This window comes from Vampirovibrionales bacterium, assembly GCA_016712355.1.
Taxonomy (GTDB): domain Bacteria; phylum Cyanobacteriota; class Vampirovibrionia; order Vampirovibrionales; family Vampirovibrionaceae; genus JADJRF01.
The window spans coordinates 1,603,372-1,620,980 of sequence record JADJRF010000005.1; the positions used below are offsets into that span (position 1 = coordinate 1,603,372).

Annotated in this window: 15 protein-coding genes; 6 read left to right on the forward strand and 9 right to left on the reverse strand. The window is 59.2% G+C overall.

The genetic code is table 11. From position 1 onward, the window contains the following. The first annotated feature begins 69 nt into the window (after positions 1-69). Positions 70-777 carry a glycosyltransferase family 2 protein gene (locus IPK79_08835; GenBank protein MBK8190538.1) on the forward strand — a complete coding sequence of 236 codons (708 nt, stop codon included), beginning with the start codon at positions 70-72 and terminating at the stop codon, positions 775-777. Positions 778-852: 75 nt separating this feature from the next. Here the strand turns inward: IPK79_08835 and IPK79_08840 are convergent, their stop codons facing one another. Then, positions 853-1,506 (reverse strand): hypothetical protein, encoded by a 654-nt coding sequence (locus IPK79_08840; protein MBK8190539.1) that lies wholly within the window; start codon positions 1,504-1,506, stop codon positions 853-855. Positions 1,507-1,933: 427 nt separating this feature from the next. Between IPK79_08840 and IPK79_08845 the strand changes: the two genes are divergently transcribed. Both IPK79_08845 and IPK79_08850 read left to right on the forward strand, forming a co-directional pair. Beyond that, on the forward strand, positions 1,934-2,482 hold the full coding sequence (locus IPK79_08845; protein MBK8190540.1) for a DJ-1/PfpI family protein: 549 nt from the start codon (positions 1,934-1,936) through the stop codon (positions 2,480-2,482). Between the two features lie 41 nt (positions 2,483-2,523). Next, positions 2,524-3,294 carry a twin-arginine translocation signal domain-containing protein gene (locus IPK79_08850; protein MBK8190541.1) on the forward strand — a complete coding sequence of 257 codons (771 nt, stop codon included), beginning with the start codon at positions 2,524-2,526 and terminating at the stop codon, positions 3,292-3,294. A gap of 13 nt (positions 3,295-3,307) precedes the next feature. Here the strand turns inward: IPK79_08850 and IPK79_08855 are convergent, their stop codons facing one another. Next, positions 3,308-4,153, reverse strand: a complete 846-nt coding sequence (locus IPK79_08855; protein MBK8190542.1) for a J domain-containing protein — start codon at positions 4,151-4,153, stop codon at positions 3,308-3,310. A 200-nt stretch (positions 4,154-4,353) separates the two neighbouring features. On the opposite strand from IPK79_08855, the gene IPK79_08860 reads away from it, so the two are divergent. Next, a complete protein-coding gene (locus IPK79_08860; GenBank protein MBK8190543.1) occupies positions 4,354-4,989 on the forward strand; it encodes a hypothetical protein in 636 nt (211 codons plus the stop codon). Here IPK79_08860 and IPK79_08865 read toward each other — a convergent pair. Both IPK79_08865 and IPK79_08870 read right to left on the reverse strand, forming a co-directional pair. Next, complete coding sequence (locus tag IPK79_08865; protein ID MBK8190544.1) at positions 4,976-5,182, reverse strand: hypothetical protein; 207 nt, start codon at positions 5,180-5,182, stop codon at positions 4,976-4,978. The genes IPK79_08860 and IPK79_08865 overlap by 14 nt on opposite strands. A gap of 94 nt (positions 5,183-5,276) precedes the next feature. Further along, positions 5,277-5,465: a hypothetical protein gene (locus tag IPK79_08870; protein ID MBK8190545.1), complete on the reverse strand. Its 189-nt coding sequence runs from the start codon at positions 5,463-5,465 to the stop codon at positions 5,277-5,279. Between IPK79_08870 and IPK79_08875 the strand changes: the two genes are divergently transcribed. Then, on the forward strand, positions 5,464-6,096 hold the full coding sequence (locus tag IPK79_08875) for a DUF192 domain-containing protein (GenBank protein ID MBK8190546.1): 633 nt from the start codon (positions 5,464-5,466) through the stop codon (positions 6,094-6,096). The two genes, IPK79_08870 and IPK79_08875, sit on opposite strands and share 2 nt — an antisense overlap. Further along, complete coding sequence (gene mfd / locus IPK79_08880; protein ID MBK8190547.1) at positions 6,093-9,767, forward strand: transcription-repair coupling factor; 3,675 nt, start codon at positions 6,093-6,095, stop codon at positions 9,765-9,767. The genes IPK79_08875 and mfd overlap by 4 nt, the downstream gene beginning before the upstream one ends. Positions 9,768-9,772: 5 nt before the next feature. On the opposite strand, the gene IPK79_08885 is transcribed toward mfd, so the two are convergent. The 5 genes from IPK79_08885 to IPK79_08905 form a co-directional block, all read right to left on the reverse strand. After that, entirely contained in the window at positions 9,773-11,308 is a 1,536-nt protein-coding gene (locus IPK79_08885) for a leucyl aminopeptidase (GenBank protein ID MBK8190548.1), read from the reverse strand. Between the two features lie 93 nt (positions 11,309-11,401). Then, complete coding sequence (locus IPK79_08890; GenBank protein ID MBK8190549.1) at positions 11,402-13,738, reverse strand: bacteriohemerythrin; 2,337 nt, start codon at positions 13,736-13,738, stop codon at positions 11,402-11,404. A 157-nt stretch (positions 13,739-13,895) separates the two neighbouring features. Then, entirely contained in the window at positions 13,896-14,444 is a 549-nt protein-coding gene (locus IPK79_08895) for a hypothetical protein (protein ID MBK8190550.1), read from the reverse strand. Then, a complete protein-coding gene (locus IPK79_08900; protein MBK8190551.1) occupies positions 14,444-15,112 on the reverse strand; it encodes an MBL fold metallo-hydrolase in 669 nt (222 codons plus the stop codon). Before IPK79_08900 ends, IPK79_08895 begins: the two co-directional genes overlap by 1 nt. Before the next feature lie 30 nt (positions 15,113-15,142). Continuing rightward, positions 15,143-17,551 carry a tetratricopeptide repeat protein gene (locus IPK79_08905; protein ID MBK8190552.1) on the reverse strand — a complete coding sequence of 803 codons (2,409 nt, stop codon included), beginning with the start codon at positions 17,549-17,551 and terminating at the stop codon, positions 15,143-15,145. Positions 17,552-17,609: the final 58 nt, after the last annotated feature.

A 17,609-nucleotide genomic window follows, 5' to 3' on the forward strand; every position in this document is an offset into this window, starting at 1 on the left:
CGGTCGGCTCCCGCGCGAGTCCCCGACAGACGACCCAAGCCAGACAGGTAGGCAGGATAGACAGGCATTATGAAAGCGGAACGCATCAGCATTTTGATACCGGTATACAACGAGGCCGGCTTTCTCGAACAGATGCTGGCGCGGGTGCGCGCGGTAGATTTCTGCGGTCTCACGCCCGAAATTATTCTGGTGGACGATGGCTCGCAAGACGGCACGCGCGATCTGCTCAAGCGCCTGCAAGAGCAATTCCCGGATCTGCGGGCGCTGTTTCATGCCCGTAACATGGGTAAGGGCGCGGCCCTGCGCACGGCCCTGCATTATGCCACCGGCGATATTATCGTCATTCAGGATGCGGATCTCGAATACGACCCGGCGGATTATCCCGATCTGGTCCGCCTCATTCTCGACGACCGCGCCGATGTGGTCTACGGCACGCGGCTGGCGAGCGGCAAACCGGTGCGGGCTTTTAACTTCCTGCACTTGCTGGGCAATCGTTTTCTGACGCTGGTGACCAATCTGCTGTACAACACCACGCTGACCGATATGGAAACCTGCTATAAGGCGTTTCGCTCCGACGTCATCAAGACCATTCAGATCCGATCCAATCGCTTCGACTTTGAGCCGGAAGTCACCGCCAAGGTTCTCAAACAAAAATACCATCTCTTCGAGGCGCCAATTTCCTACTATGGACGTGATTTCCATGAAGGAAAAAAGATCACCTGGCGAGATGGCATTTGGGCGTTGTGGGCGCTGGTAAAGTATCGATTCGTCAACTAAACCAGCGCCCTCGCCCGAGATCGTGCGTATCAGTTGATATGTGCGCGTATCACAGAGTAACCCCCCGTTTTGCCGCTAGCTCCTGTGCGAGCGGCCCCCTAAAACCAGGCGCGCCACGCCGTAGATCATTTCGATGACGCTGCGACGCGCCAGAAAAACCCGGTCGGCGGCTTCCATATCTTTGTACAGGCCCGTTTTAATCGCCTTGAGTTCGCCGATGCGCGCGGCCTGCTCGCCCAGCGACTCATCGTCGGCGGGTAATTGGGCGATGACCCGCGCCAGCGTTTTAATGGCGTAGTTAATGCCTTCGATATTGGCGCTGGCCGAATCCGCCTGAATATATTCCACCGGCATGCCGTAATAGAAGGCGAGCATGCTTTTTTGATACTGCAATTTCTGTCCGTCCAGACTGTCCATGTTCACCAGACGCAGTTGGGCTTCGACGGCCTCGATTTCTTCGACGCCTTTTAACCGAAGGGCGTCGCGCTCGTACAGACGCCGCAGGGCAGCAACCCGTTGCAGACGCTTGCTGACCAGCCGCTTGTTTTCCTGCTCAAGGGACTTGCTCAGGCGGATGTTTTCCAGTTGATCGACGACCACCGGCGCGGCTTCTGCGCCATGACGGCGTTTACGCAACGGCAGCATCGGAAACGATTTGACGTTTTGCTGGTCTTGCGTCGCGACGACTTCTTGCGACTGGAATTCCCCGGCGAAACCTCCAAACCCCATGATGGATTCCCCCTTATTCACTTACCCTGACACGCACCCGTTTAAATGACTTCTGATGACTGTGACTTCCCCTGACGACTGTGATGACGCACCCGACTTCAGACACGAGATGTTGTGATATCCGACTCGCAACAACTGAGATGATTGAACTCGATGGCTCGAATTTTTCCCCGTGTGACTTCTGTGTTGTTCATTGCCTTACAAAAACAATCATACAGTCAGCGCCCTTTTCATTGCAAGGAAAAAATAGTTAAGAGTTCTGAGATTGCCGAAAAAGCCCTGTATGCCGCGTAAAATTGCTCTGCGTCGAGACGCCCTGCGAAGGATGTTACAATGAAGCGCTTTCAGGCGTTTTTGCCCATTCGTTCGGCAGAAACGCCTTCCCGCAACACGCGGCCCTAATCCTGCATGAGAGAGGAGCTTTGGCATGAATCCCCCCGCCGATCCCCGACAAATCCTGATGGTGATCGCCCCCGACGGGTTTCGCGACGAAGAGCTGTTGGAGCCGCGCGCGGCGTTTCAGGCGGACGGTTTTCGCGTGGATACGGTCAGCGTTAAAACCGGCAAGGCCAGTGGCATGCTGGGCGCCAGCGAGCCCATTACCCGCACGATTACCGATATTCTGCCGCAGCGCTACGAGGCGATTGTCATTGTCGGCGGCATCGGCGCCATGGCGCACTTGTGGCGCAACGCCGATCTGCACAGCCTTCTACAGACCATGGCCGCGCAAGGCGCGGTGATCAGCGCTATCTGCCTGTCTCCCGCCACGCTGGCTCTGGCCGGTCTCTTGCAAGGCAAGCGCGCCACCGTGTGGGAAATGCCGGAATCCATCGCCGCTTTGCAACAGGGCGGCGCGGTTTACACCGGCGATCCGGTCACCATTGACGGACGTCTCGTGACGGCCAACGGCCCGGACGCCGCCGCAGACTTCGCCCGCGCGATTCTGTCGCTGCTGGCTCTGCCCACATCCGCCTAGCTCTTGGCAGGCTACTCATCTGCGATAAAAAGGAGATCGTCATGACGTTTCCGATCGATGAAACCGCTCTGGAGGCCCCGCTTTCACGGCGAAAATTCCTGAAATGGTCGGCTCTCGCCGGCGCCGGCGCGCTGGCCTCGTCTTCGTTTATTGGCAGGGCCCTGGGACGCGGGACGCCTGCCGCGCGTCCCAGCACCGGCGTTTTGGCCACGTCGGCCGCCATGTTCTCGCTTGCAGAAAAGCCGTTTGATCACCTCAAGGCAGGCCTGGAAGGGTTTTCGGCGGCGCAACTGGAGCAGCATCTGGGGCTTTACCGCAATTATGTCGCCCAAGTTGCCAAAAGCGCCGCGCGGCTCGATGAGTTGCAGGCTGCCGCGCAATGGGACGCCATGCGCGATGTTTTTCTCAAGCAGAGCTACGCCATTAACGGCGCCTTGCTGCACGACTGGTATTTCAGCGCGTTGGGCGGCTCGCAGCGTGCGCCCGGCCCGTTGGCGAGCGAACGCATTACCCGCGATTTCGGAGATTTCGCCCGCTTTGAAGCATCCCTCAAAGCCGCTGGCGCCGCGATGCGGGGCTGGGTGGTCACCGGCGTCAGTCTGTCCGATGGCAAACTGCGCCATTACGGTATGGATGCGCACGACGTGGGCGTTCCGCTGGGGGTGTTTCCCATTCTGGCGCTGGACGTGTATGAGCACGCCTACATGATCGATTTCGGTACGCGGCGCGCGTCCTATCTCGACGCATTCTGGCGCAATCTCGACTGGGCAGTGATAGAATCTCGCCTGCGCGCGGCAGCGGCTCAGCGTTAGAGGCGATCTGCGTTTATAGCGAACGGTGCGCGGCGCGAACGCGTTCGTAAGCGGCCAGCAGACGGCGCATAGCGGCGCCGTCATCGCCCGTGATATCCGGGTGCGCGCGCAGGGCGAGCTGGCGAAATTGGCGCTTAATCGCTGGTAGCGGCGTTTGCGGCGTTGCCTGAAACAAGGCGTAATCGCCGGAAAGCCCGCCAGACCCTCGCCCGGATTGCGTCGCGGATGAAGAATCCTCGATCCGCGCGTGCTGACACCACTCGTCGAAGGATAAAAATGGCTCGTCTTCCATCGGATCGCGCCAGCGCCCCGAATCCAGATTGCGCTTATAAGCCAGCACGTCGCGCTTGAATTGAGCAATCTGAGACAGTCGCTCTGCGGGCGCCTGCGAGATAAACGCGTCGATGCGCCTGAAACTGCGCAGGGCAAAATAATACTGCCAATTGGCGTCGCGTCCGGTGAGCGCCAGTTCGTAATCGCGCAATTGCTCCAGGAGGCGCTTATCCGGCGACGAAATTTTCTGGCGGTAATACTCAATCACGCGGCGCTGACGCGTTTGCCGCTGAAGACGCCGCATCTGGCGCACTTCGTCTTTTTGCCGGTAATAGGCCTTGAGATCCTGAAACAGGCTCATCTGCTCAGCGACCGGCAGTTTTCGCGCCGGAGACCCGTTCAACAGCGTGATTTCTTCCAGCGGGAGCCAGTCGACGCTTTTAAAAAACTCCAGCAATTGCCGCTCGCGTCGCTCGCTTGCGCCGCTGGCCAGATACTGCTCCAGCGCCTGCCGCGAGCGGCTGGAGAGAAAATCAAATACGGGCAGGGCGTGACGCCCAAAAAACGACTGGCGGGCCGCAACCATCAGGAACATCCCGAATGCGCGCAACTGACGACTCTTTTAGCCTATCACGCCTGTCCGGCCCTGAGGCGGCGCGCGCGTCAAACTGTTACATGCGCGCCAGACGCTGCCAAATAGGCGGGCCTCGTTATAATGACAATACCCCCGATTTCTTAAGCCTCGATGCCTCTTCGCCTTCCCCATCAAGGAGACGCCCAGCTCTCATGACGCGCGCCGTCCGCCTGTCCACTTACCTGCTCATCGCCCTGCTTGCATGGGGGGCCGGGCTGCGCGTGGCGCCGTCGGCGAGTGCGCAAATTATCGCCGACCCGGCTTATTACGCCAGCGTCGTCGAGGCGCAGCCAGAGCCGACGTCCTTCACGCTGCCTGTCGGCTCGGCTTTGCACGTCGTGCTTCAAACGCCTGTGAGTACGGCCATTAACCACGTCGGCGATCCCGTCGAGGCGGCCGTGTCGCAGCCGCTGTATATCGGCCGGACGCTGGTTTTGGGCAAGCAGGCGCGTCTGCTGGGCCGCGTCACGGTGTGCGAGGTCCCGGTTCAGGGAGAAAACGCCACGCTGGGCATTCGCTTTGACCGCCTCACTCAGGACGACGGCGCACAACTGCCTGTCGTTGCGCATGTTCAAACGGATCGTCCCGGGCATGTCTGGGGCGGAGAGCTGACGCCGGGCACTAAATTTCGGGCGATTCCCTATCACGTGTGGGGCATTGGGGCTTACAACCGCGTGGTGCTGGATGGTCCGCGTCAAATGGGCGCCCATATCCAGTGGCTGCCCGGCGAGCGGATGACCCTCATTTTAGAAAGCCCGCTGACCTTGACGCCGCTCAGCGCCGATTAATCGCGCGCGCGTAGAAGTCAGAAATCCTGACGCTAAAATCTTTACAAAAATTCGTGATTTTGACCCGTTTTTGGCCCCCTTTTCGTCTTGCTGAAAACCACGTCGTCAGCGTGTTTTTGGCTGTTTTTAAAGCAATTTCCGTTTTCTGCGATAACAATAATACAAAGACTTCTTCTTCCTCCTCTTCTTCCACTTTCTCTTCCCCCTTACCTCCTTCCAGCCAGACTTACCAACCTCAATGACTTCAGCAACAGTTACTCCTCATAGCGCGCACAACTTTAATTCATTTAAAGTTGTGCTTTTTCTTTTGCGCGGATTTCCCATTCGAGCTGCCCGTCTTGCAATGTCTCCGGCGCGGCGCTTTGAATCGCGCGTGCGGTTTCGCTACAATTAAACAGGCTTGAATCCGCCGTGGCTTTATTGGTCGTCGCTCGGCGCCCCGCACCGGATTCACCCCTGAGAGGAGTCGTTTCCATGAGGATCCGCCGCCGTAGCGCTTTATCCACCGCGCGCGCGCCCTTTTTAAAAATTGTTTTTAGAATATTTTGTGCGATCTCTCTGCTGACCCTGTGCCTGCGTCCTCTGGCTGCCGAAGCGCTGGAAAACGTCTTTCCCGCGCTGCCGGCGTCTCTGCCGCTTGCCAGAGTCAACGTCGGCGCGGCGGCCTTTGACGCCGAGGTCGCCCGATCTTCTCAACAACAGGCGCACGGGCTGATGGGACGTGCGGAACTGGGCGCTGGCCGCGCGATGCTCTTTCCTTTCGACACTCGCCAGCGCACGGCGTTCTGGATGAAGGACTGTCGCATGCCGCTGGATATCGTCTTCTACCGGGATCTGCGGGTGACGCGCATTGTCGCCAACGCGCCGCCATGCGCCGTGGATCCATGTCCTGTGTATCGTTCGCTGGATTGGGTCGATGGCGCGCTGGAAATATCGGGCGGCGAGGCTGCGCGTCTGGGCCTTCGCGTGGGTGACGCGGTGGTGATAGCGCCTCAACACGGCCCCTTTGTCCCGGCGCGCTCGCGTCCGCCGGAGCCTGGAGATGTTTCTGGCGCTTTTGGCTCTGGCTTTGAACACCCGTCGCCCTTAACGGATCCCGCTCAATGACCCCGCCCCGTATTTCCAACAAGGTGTTGAGCGCAGGAAACCATCTCCTGGATGTCTTTCTGGCGTCCGAGTGGGCCCAGGATCTGGGCAATCGCTTTCTGCGCGCGCCAAAAGCCGATGAAAGCCCGGACACGCTCGAAGCCTATCTCGAGAATCTGGCCAATCCCGCAGTCAAAGCGCTGATTCTGGCCGCCGTGTTTCGCCACTGCCGCAAGCTGCTGGTGGTCGTCTGCGCCGAGCCCCAGCACGTCCAGAAATTCCGCTTTGAACTCAACCAGCTGCTGCCTGCTCATTGCGTCGAGGCATGGCCCCCGGACGCCTATTCGCCTTACGATCAATCCGCGATTCCGGCGGGCGATTTACGCGAGCAGTTTCGCTTACTGGCCCGTCTTCGCCAGCATGAACATCAGCCCGATCCGTTTATTCTGCTGCTGTCTCCCAAAAACCTGTTGCTGAAGCATCCCACGTTCGATCATTTAAACGCCCACGCCGTGCGAATCGCCCGCCGCGATGAGATTGCGCCCGAAACCCTCACCCGTCGATGCCTGGAAATGGGCTACCTGCGCACCAGTTTAATTATGGAGCCTGGCGAATTCAGCAGCCGGGGCGATATTTTCGATCTCTATCCGATTAACGGCGATCCGGTGCGCATCGAATTTTTCGGTGACATGATCGAAACCATTCGCCGCATCGACGTGGACTCTCAGCGCTCGGTTGAACTGGTCGGGGAAGCCCTGGCGATTCCTCGCTCGGCGCTGCTGGTAACGCCCGAAAATCGCCAGCGTCTGCAAGCGCGTATCGCTGAGCAATTGGAGCGTCAGCAACAGCGCCTTTCCCCCGAAGAAATCGAAGGCCTGCGCGGCTCGCTTTCCAACCAGTTAACGGCGCTCGAACAGGAATTTTTACCCGATGGCGTCGATTACTTCGCGCCCCTGGTCGAAGACAATCCCGAAGACGCTTACCGAACCCTGCTCGATGCGTTGCCGACCGACGCCATTGCCGCGCTGGATGACTGGCCCTCGCTGGTGAATCATCTGGGCGGGCTGAGCGATCGGCTGGATCGACAACTTCAGGAGGGCCTTGCCAAAGGACGCCTGCTCGATATGGGCTTCTCCTATCATGTGCAGGACGCCGACGCGCTGCGTGAGTTGCGCGAGCGCATCCCGCGCCGCCTCATTCTCGACGCCCTGCCGCTGGCAACAGATAGCCAGACGGTGTTCGACCGCCTTAAGAGCCTGTATCCCTTACAAGTGATGGCCCCGACCCAGTTCCGCGCAGATTTGGGCGCCGCTGTCGAGCGCTTGCAGCAGCATTTGCGAGACGGCGAACGCGTCTTTGTGACGACCGATCACCCGCAACGGGCGCTGGACGCCTGCAAGGAGCGCGGCGTCGGCGCGATTTACTGGAGCGAGGAAGGCGTCAGCGCCGAAGACGCCTCGTGGCAACCCACCTCAGAAGTCATCATCTCCAAAACGGGCCCACAAGAAGGATTCTTACTGCCGGAGCATCGTCTGGCGCATTATAGCGATGTCGAATTATTCGGGCGCGGACACAAGCGGATTATTCTCAAGGCAAAATCCGGGCGCAGCCGCGACGATATCGACGTGATTAATTCCGTCAACGACCTGCGCCCCGGCGATTACGTCGTGCATATCAAACACGGCATCGGGCGCTTTCTGTCGCTGGCGCAAATTAAAATCGACGGCGAAACGCGCGAATACCTGACGCTGCAATATTCCGGCACGGATAAGCTGCATGTGCCGGTTGATCAGGTCAATCAGTTGTCGCGCTATCGGGGCGCGGGCGACAAGCCGCCCAAACTCAATCGCATGGGGGGAACCGACTGGAGTCGCGTCAAGGGCAAGGTGCAAAAGTCGGTCGCCAACATCGCCCGCGATCTGGTGGCCCTGTACGCGCGGCGCGCCAAAACCCCCGGCGTGCGCTTTGACGCCGATTCTCCATGGCAGGTGGAAATGGAAGAAGCCTTCCCCTACTCCGAAACCCCCGATCAATGGCAGGCCATTCTCGATATGAAAGGGGATATGGAATCCGAGAAGGTCATGGATCGCCTGATCTGCGGCGATGTGGGCTTTGGTAAGACCGAGGTCGCCTTGCGCGGGCTGTTTAAATGCGCTCTCAGCGGCAAACAGGCCGCCGTTCTGGCCCCGACGACCATTCTGGCGCAGCAGCATTTTAATACCGTCAGCGAGCGCTTTCGCCCTTATCCGGTGCGTATTGGCCTGTTATCGCGATTCCGTTCGCCTCAGGAGCAGCGCGATGTCGTTCGCCGCTTGGCTCTGGGCGAGATCGACGTGGTGATTGGCACGCATCGGCTTTTACAAAAAGATATCGTCTTTAAAGATCTGGGCCTGTTGGTCATCGACGAAGAACAGCGTTTTGGCGTCGCGCATAAAGAAAAAATCAAGCAGATGCGCGCCAATATTGATGTTCTCACGATGTCGGCCACGCCGATTCCCCGCACGCTCTATATGTCGCTGTCCGGCGTGCGCGAAATGAGCCTGATCCGCACGGCTCCGACCAATCGTCTGCCCATTCAAACCTTCGTCGGCCCTTATAATCCGGCTCAAATCCGCATGGCGATTCTGCAAGAGATGGATCGCGGCGGTCAGGTGTATTTTCTGCACAACCGGGTCCAAAGCATCTACGAAAAACTCGGCGAATTGCAGGCGCTGATTCCTGAGGCGCGTTACGCCGTCGGCCATGGCCAGATGAGCGGCGACGATCTCGAAACCGTGATGCTCGACTTCGCCAATCACCAGACCGACGTCCTGCTGTGTACGACTATCATCGAAAGCGGGCTGGATATTCCCAACGTCAACACCATTGTCATTGATCAGGCCAATCGCTTCGGGCTGGCGCAGTTGTATCAGATTCGCGGTCGCGTCGGTCGCAGCGATGCGCAAGCGTACGCCTATTGTTATTACGACCCCGAAAAAATCCTGTCGCAAGACGCGCGCGATCGCCTGCGCGCCATCCGCGAATTCACGACGCTGGGCAGCGGCTACCAGATCGCCATGCGCGATCTGGAGATCCGGGGCGTGGGCAACATTCTGGGCGCAGAACAGCACGGACACATGATTTCCGTGGGCTTTGACCTGTATTGCCAGATGCTCGACGATTCCATCCAGACGCTTCAGGGCAAGCAGGAGAAGGCGCGCGAGTCGTCGGTCATTGATCTGAACGTCACGGCCTTCATCCCGGAAAAATGGGCGGGCGATCTGGACGTCAAGCTCAGCGAATACAAGCGGCTGGCTGATATCGACAGCGAACTGGCGCTTGAGCATATTCAGGCCGAGTGGCGCGATCGTTTTGGCGATATTCCGCCTCAGACGCTGCAACTGGTGAATCTGGTGCGCTTGCGCATTCAGGCGGGCGAACTGGGCATTCCGCTGGTGCGCTCTGACGAGGAATTTTTACGCATCACGGTCCGCTATACGCTTCAGGAATGGATGGCGCTGCAAAACAAACTGCCGCCGGAAATCGGCAGGCGTGCGCGCTGGACGCCGGGCGCCTCTTCTATCCAGGGCAGCATGCCGACCTTGCTCATTCGCCTGAGCGGGATGAATGGCGACGATCAGGTCGCTTACCTGCTCAAACTGTTCGCCGCGCTGCGCGCCATCGACGCCGCCGTCGCAGATTCGCCGTCCTGACGGCCTTACGACTGCCAGCCGTAAAGGTAGTACAACAGGGTTCGTACGCCGAAGCCGCTGGCGCCTTTAGGGGTCTCGGGCCGATCGGCGCTGGTCCAGGCGGGGCCGGCAATATCCAGATGCGCCCAGGCGCGATCGCCTTCAATAAAATGCTTCAGAAACATCGCGGCGCAGGCGGTTCCGGCCTTGCCTTTCGATCCGGCGTTGATGAGATCCGCCACATCGCTTTTCAGGGCCTCTTCGTACTCCTCGTAGAGCGGCAACTGCCAGAGCTTTTCACCGGCAGCCTCGCCGCTGGCGCGTAAGGCGTCGATCAGCGGCTGATTGCTCCCCATGATCCCGGCGGCGGCCTCGCCAAGAGCCGTAATACACGCGCCGGTAAGCGTCGCCAGATCAATGATCTCATCCGGGGAGACGGTCTTCTGGGCATACGTGATCGCATCGGCCAGAATCAGGCGGCCTTCGGCGTCGGTGTTGTTGATTTCAATGGTTTTGCCCGACATGGCGCGTACGATATCGCCCGGCTTGCTGGCGCCGGGGCCGGGCATGTTTTCGCACAGCGGTAAAAACCCATCGACGCGGCAATTCAGGGGCAATCCGGCTTGAGCCAGTTCGCCCAGCGCGCCCATGCTGGCCAGCACGGCAGCGGCGCCGGCCATGTCCATTTTCATTAACTCCTGTCCGGCGGGCGGTTTCAGCGACAGGCCGCCGCTGTCAAACGTGATGCCTTTACCGACCAGCGCCACGGTTTTCGTGGACTTCACCGACGCCGGCGGCGTGATGCTCAGATGCACCAGATACGGCGGCGCGTCGCTGCCTTTGGCCACCGAGAGAAACGCGCCCATCCCGGATTTTTCCAGATCTGCCCGCGACAGAACCTGACAGGACACGCCCGACAACCCTTCGGCCAGTTGGCGCATCGCGTCGGGCGTGATGGCGTTGGCGCTGTCAGATACCCAATCGCGCGCACGCCGAACGGCGCGCCCTGTGATTGCGCCGACGCCTAGTCCGGCTTCGATTTCCGCGATTTTTGCGGCGTCCCGTTCGACGATTGCGACCCGTTCAATCTCTACTCGCGGTAGATCGCCGCGTTGCGGGGTTTTATAGCGCAAAAACTGATACGCCCCCATCAGCGTCCCTTCCGCCAGCAGACGCGCCGCGCGTCCAGCGTCGAAGCCGCCTGCGCCCGCGCCGTGCAGAATCGTCGCGACAGACCGCGCCCGAAGCTTCTGGCACGCGCGAATGGCAGCCGCTGCAGCGCGGCGGATGGCCGCTCCATTGAACTGCGCCTGCTTGCCGAGGCCGACCATCACCACGTACGGCGTTTTAAGGGCGCCATACGTCGGAAACACACAGGTATCGCCTAATTTTCCATGAAAAACCCGTCCCGCGGCCAGTTCTTTGCCAATGGCGCGATTCAGCGCCTGATCCACCGCCCCGGCGCCGCCTGCGGGCTCAATGACGCCTTCAAACAGATTGACTATCAACGCGTCGGCGTCGATGCCGACGAGATCGCCGCGAACAACAGAAAACTCGGTCATACCCGATCAAGGCTCCTCTCCTGGCGCTGTCCAAAAACGTGCGCCGTCTCTGCGAAGCCCTGATTATACCAAGATCGCGCCTTCTGCTCGATGCTAGCGCATGCCGCGTTCTTTAAAGTGGTCTCTGTACTGGAAGTCAGATCCCATGACGTGGCCTTTCAGCCATTGGGTGAGCATATTCAGCACGGCGTCGTCGACAACGGCCGTTCCCGCCTTGAATTGCTCATAGAACCCGACTACCTGCGCCTTGAAGCGTTCGTGCTGCTCAATATGGGCGCGGGCGTCGGGATAATCCGTCTGCTGCATCATGGCTTCTTCGTTGTCGAAATGCGACACCGTGTAATTAATCAGCCCTTCGAGCAGATTCCCCATCACGGCGCCGGACGATTCGGTTTGCACCGCCTCATTCAACTGATTAATTAACCGGAACAGATACTGGTGCTGATTATCAATCGACGGGATGCCCACGGCGTAGTCGTTTGTCCAGACGATATAGGGCTCGCATACATTAAAGGCGTTAATCAGCTCGGTTAATTCCGCTGATAGAGAAGAAAGCGCATCGGCGTCTTTTTTGACATCGCTCGATCGCTGCGCGCTTTCCTGCGAAACCTGGCGAACCTGGGCCATGCCGCGTTCCATTTCTTGCGAGCAGACCGAGGCGCCCTGCATTTTTTCTTCGATGGTTTGGGTGCGCGTGGTCAACGAAATCAGGTTCTGGCTAATGCTGTCGACGGCCATCAGCGTTTTGTCGGCTTTTTCGGCGACGTTGCCCGCCAGTTGCGCAGAGCCCGAGACGTTGCCCGCCACCTGTTGCGCGGCTGCCGCCACCCCGACGACGCTGCGTCCGACCTCCTGTACGGTGGCCGCCTGCTGGTCAATGGCAGTGGCAATGGATTCGCTGATATTGTTAATTTGGGTAATGGTTTCGGTAATCGAGGCGATTTCTGCAATGGCGGCGTGGGTGCTGTTCTGCATATCCTCGATGCGCTGACGAATGACGTCGGTCGCCTGTTCCGATTGCTTGGCCAGTTCTTTGACTTCGCTGGCGACCACGGCAAAGCCCTTACCGGCCTCTCCGGCGCTGGCGGCTTCAATCGAGGCGTTGAGGGCCAATAAATTGGTTTGAGACGCAATGGTGCGAATCAGGCCCAACACATTGCCGATCTCTTGCGCGGATTCTCCCAGCGCGTTCACCGATTGTCGGGTGGCCGCTGCGCGCTGTTCGGCGTCGTTGGTGACCTGGGCCGCCTGAGCGGCGTTGCCCGCGACTTCATTCAGCGAGGCGCTCATTTGCTCCATGGCGCTCGCAATGGTGTGAACGGATCCTGACATTTGCTCGGCCGCCTGCGACATTTCGCGCATATTGACCGCCAGTTGCTCGGCGGATTGGCCCACGTCGCGGCCGCTCTGCTCGACCTGCTCACAGGACCGCCCGACTTCGCGCACATTGTCAGACGCCATCACCACGGCGTCCGCTACGGTATGAATATCGCCGCCGAGCCGTTCGGTCAGTACGTTGGTGGAGTCCGACGCGCTGCGCAGATTGTCGCTCATTATGTCAATCTGGCTGGCTGTTTGCTGCATGTCGCAGGACGAAGCGGTCACGGTGGAGACCTGCCGTTTAATTTGGGTCATCAATGAGCGCAAGCTCTTCGACATATCCGCCAGCGCATGACTCAATTGCCCGATTTCATCGCGTGAATCGAGGCGTTCAACGGTTCCCGATAAATCCCCGGCAGAAATCTTCTGCGCCGTTTTGGTGATCGCCTGAATGGGTCTGCTGATCGATGTTGCAATCCACCAGCCAATGAGCGCCATTAACCCGATGGCAACAAGGCAGACTAACGGAAAGGCGACTTTAAAAGTCTCGGTGTGCCGATGCATCGCGGCCTCCTGGTCGGCCACTTGCTGGCTGTTGTGTTGTTTGAGCGCATCAAAATACTGATCGGAGCTCAAATACAGCGGCCGCGACTTGTGATGTTCCCACGCGACGGCTTTTGCGGGATCTCCTGCGCCGGACAGCGCCACCAGCTGGGCGATATCGGCTCGATCGCGTTCAATAAAGCTTTCCAGATTCTGGAAAAGCGTCTGTTCGCTTTCTCCCGCCACGCGCTTGCGGTAAGACGCCAGCGTTTGATCCATCGCCTCGTCAGACTCTTTAATCCCCTTTCGCAAGTCGGTCCGCTCTTGGGGCTGAGTGGCGTAAACCAGCGCGCTGGCGCGGAGTCGACGCATCCAGTAGGCGTCATTAATGTCGCTGATGTCATTGGCGTTTGGCAAGAATCGCTGGGCCATCTGTCGTGAGGCGCTTTCCATTTCCATGGCATTGAGGACGGCAATGGCGATTACGCTCAGCAGCACGACCGAAGAGGTGACAGTGGCCAATAATTGCTTGTGAAACACGTTCAGGTTTTTGAAAAAGCCCATCATCGACGCAAATGCTCCTCAAAAAATCTTTCAGAGTTTTTGGCATAGTTTGATATTCATTGTAGAAAAGGCGCGCCTGGCTTCGCTTCCTCTGCCCAAACGAAATCGACGCCTTTCAGGCGAAACGCCTGCCTGGTCTCAGCTTGAAGCGCGATAGCGGCTAATTCATGATCATGAAGCGGGCCGGGCGTCGCGCTGGGGCCGTGATTTCCGCGTCGCCGCCGTCGGGATCGCAGAGTAAAAAGCTGGCATTGACGGCGTAATCGCCCGACGCCCACGATTCGCCATCCAGAAACTGCAGGCGTTTGAGATTAAGGCGATACACCCATGAGCGCCCCGCCTCCAACGGACGCGCCTGAGGGCGCTGCCCGAAAATAACGCGCGTATCGCGGCTGACCAGCGGCGCCAGCGGCAATTCGCCAAATCCCGATCGAAAAATGCGAAAGCGGAACTGAGTCAGGGGATCTTTCTCCAGACACAACGGCACGGGTTGTAAGGCCTTTAGCGTGACGCGCATCATCAACCCTTCGCGGCGCGAAAAAATCTGCTTCTGCGGCTCCACTTCCAGTTGAACCGGACGCTTGGGCGCGCTCGGCGTCGTGGAAGCTGCTGGCGCAAGCATTCCTGTGACGCCGCCTATGAGTAAAACCGCCGAAAGCAGCGCTGTGAACGTAAACGCGGCGCGCCCGGCGCTAAACCGGCAGGTCATTAAATCCCGGCAGGACTTGACGGGGCGATCGCGTACGGACGCGGCTTGAACGAATTTCCCTTCTTCTCCCAGCCGACCGTGGTAATGGGGCCGCGCCCCGGATAAATTACCGTGTCGTCGGGCAGCGTCAGGATCCGCTCGCGAACCGAAGCCGTCATTTGCGCCGTGTCCCCGTAAGGAACATCTGTGGGGCCGAGATCGCCCGCATAGAGCAGATCGCCTACAAATACGCCATTAACGCCCGGCATGTAATAACTGAGGCCGCCCGGCGTATTGCCCGGCGTGTGCAGGACGTTGACCCGAATCGAACCAATGCTGAACGAATCTCCGTCGAGCGCCTGCTGATCAATAAAGGCCTGCGGCGGATGATCAACGCTGAGCATAATGGCCTGCGTGTCGAGGTGCGCCAGCCAGAATTCATCCTGCGGACTCATATAGGCGGACAAATCCAGTTGATCGCGCAACGCGGGCTGCCCTTCCAGGAATTCCAGAAATCCGTGGGTCTGGAAAACATCCTGGCAGACCAGATCATGGGCCTTAATAAAGGTCATAATCTGCGCGATGTCGCGTCCGCAATCCACGAGGGCCGAGCAACGCCGCTCCTCGTCCCAAATCAGGTAACTGTTGATTTGAAAAGGCTCATGGGTAAAGATTTCGACTTTAATCATAGAGAAGGCCGTCCTGCAGGAATCGTCTCACTAAGGCGAAGACGTCCGCTGATCATAAGGCGCGGGCGCAAACGGCGCAATGGGAACCACTGGACGCGCTCGCAAAATGGGCGCATTCGACGCGTCGTTTGCAGTTGCAGGAGGCGTCATGGCCTCTTGCGCCAGCGGACGGCTTTGAGAAAGCGCCTGATTGTCAGTGGTTTGTGGGGTCAGCGTTTTGGGCGACGGCTCTACAAGACCTGAACGCTGGGGCGGCTCTGTCGGACGCGCCAGCGGCGGCGGCTGTGAAGGCAATCCCGCTTCTGCGGCAGGCGATGCCCCCGGTCTCGGTTTTTGCTTGGCCGCCAGCGGCGTCAGCAGGCGAATCCGCTCTTGCGCCTGTCCCTGATACCGGCCCTTCGAAGCGGCGGCGGTTTGATACGCGGCAATGGCCTCGTTATAGAGCGATTGACGCTCAAGACTGACGCCCAGACCGTAATACGCGTCCAGAAATCCCGCTTCGGCGCGGATGGCTTCGCGATACGCGGCTTCGGATTCGGTCAGCCGGCTGGCCTCGCCGTATAAAATGCCCAGATTATACGAGGCCATAGGGTTGGACGGATTAATTTGACGCGCCTTTTGCATGGCTTCAATCGCCTTGGGCGCAGAATCCATGGAACGCCACGCGTTGCCCAGCGAAATCAACAGACGATCGTCGTCAGGCTGTTTCTGTAATGCTTTCTCGTAAGCTGCAACGGCTTTTTCCGGCGTCTTGAGGGCGATATACGCGTTGGCCAGCGTCGCCAGCGCTTCCGGGTCGGTGGCCAGCGCCGCGCCTTCTTCCTGCATGACCGGCTCTAACAGCGCCACGGCTTTTTCGGGCTGGGCGCGCTCGATATTCAACTGAGCCAGATAAATCTTGGCGGGCTGGTGACCGGGATCGGCCGCCAGCACGCGCTCAAACAGCCCGATGGCCTTGTCCGCCTCTCCCGGCTGGGATTGCCGCGCCAGGAATGATAACGTGGCCATGCCCAGCATCGGGGCGACGTTGCTCGCCTTTGCGTATTGAGCGGCCTCCTCGTAGCGGGCTTGCGCGCCTTTGAGATCATGCGCCTGATACAGCCGATCGCCCAGATGCGTGAGCGCATTGGCCAAGTCGTCGCCCACAGAGGCGTTTTGCTTGGGATCGGCGTTGTAAACGGCCTTATACAGCGTTGTCGCCTCCTCCAGACGCCCGGCGCGATGATACGCAATGGCGAGATTCTTCTGGAGCTGGCGATCCTGCTGGCCGTCCGGCGCGGCGTAGAGCGCTTCGTAAGCGGCGATCGCCGCGTCAGATTTTCCGTCCATTTGAAGCGCGTAGGCCCGCTGCTTGCTCAAAACATAATGCGTGCGCGCGTCGCTTTGGCCGTCCGCTCCTGACAGCAGCTCATCGAGAAGCGAAATGGCTTTGGGATACTGCTCGGTTTTAACAAACGCGTCGGCCAGGGCTTGGCGCGCCCGAGGGTCGTTGGGCGTGAGTTGGACGTAGCGCTCGTAATAGGGAATCGCTTGCGCCGGCTGATTATTGGCGGCGTACAGTTCGGCAAGCCGCGCCGCGAAGGCGGGATTTTCCGGGGCGAGATCGGCGGCCTTGCGATAATTCAGCAGGGCGAAGCGCGTTTGTCCCAGCGCCAGATTAGCCGCGCCCATTTCGGAGGCGATTTCCGCCTTGTCGCCGTCCTTGGCGTAGGCGAGCTTGAGTTCTTCCAGCGCCTGAGCCGGTTCATTGGAGCGATTGAGGGCTTTTGCCAACGCCAGATGGTCCGAAAAGCGCGATGGGTATTTGGCTTTGAGCGCTTCAAACTGTGGAACCGCTTGCGATTCCTGATTGGTCGCCAATAGCAGATGGGCCAGATTACGCCTGCCTTCGTAATGATCGGGATAGGCCTGTAGAAAGCTCTGGTAGGCCGCGATGGCGTCCGTATATTTTTCCTGACGCGCCAGCGTTCGGGCCAGATTCAGCTCGCCGAACCGATAATCCGGATTCTTGCGCAGCCCCGCGCGATACGCCGCTTCCGCCTTAATCGGGTCATCGACCTGCTCATAGAGGCTCCCCAGCGTGAAGTACAGCATGGGATCCTGAGAATCCATCTCACTGGCGCGCGTATACAGGCTGATGGACTCATTCAGCCGCCCCATCTGCGCCAAGGTCGACGCCAGCTTAATATAGTTCAGGACGTCGTCTGGATCCGTCTCCATAGCCTTGCGAAACGCGCTTTCGGCGGCTTTCAGGTCTCCGGCGCGCTCGGCGGCGACGCCCTGCTGATACGCGTTGAGCGATTCCGCCGTGATGGCGGCGGCCTGCGTCGTCAAGCAGACGTTCAGCAAGAACGCCGCGCCTACCCCGGCGCTCAAGAGAGAATACCCTCTGGGATACAATCTGGCGCCTGCCAGCGAATGACCTTGCGTACGTCTCATCTCTCGGCTCCTGGATAGACAGTTATAGACAATGGATCCGGCTCCTGGCGCTGGCGAC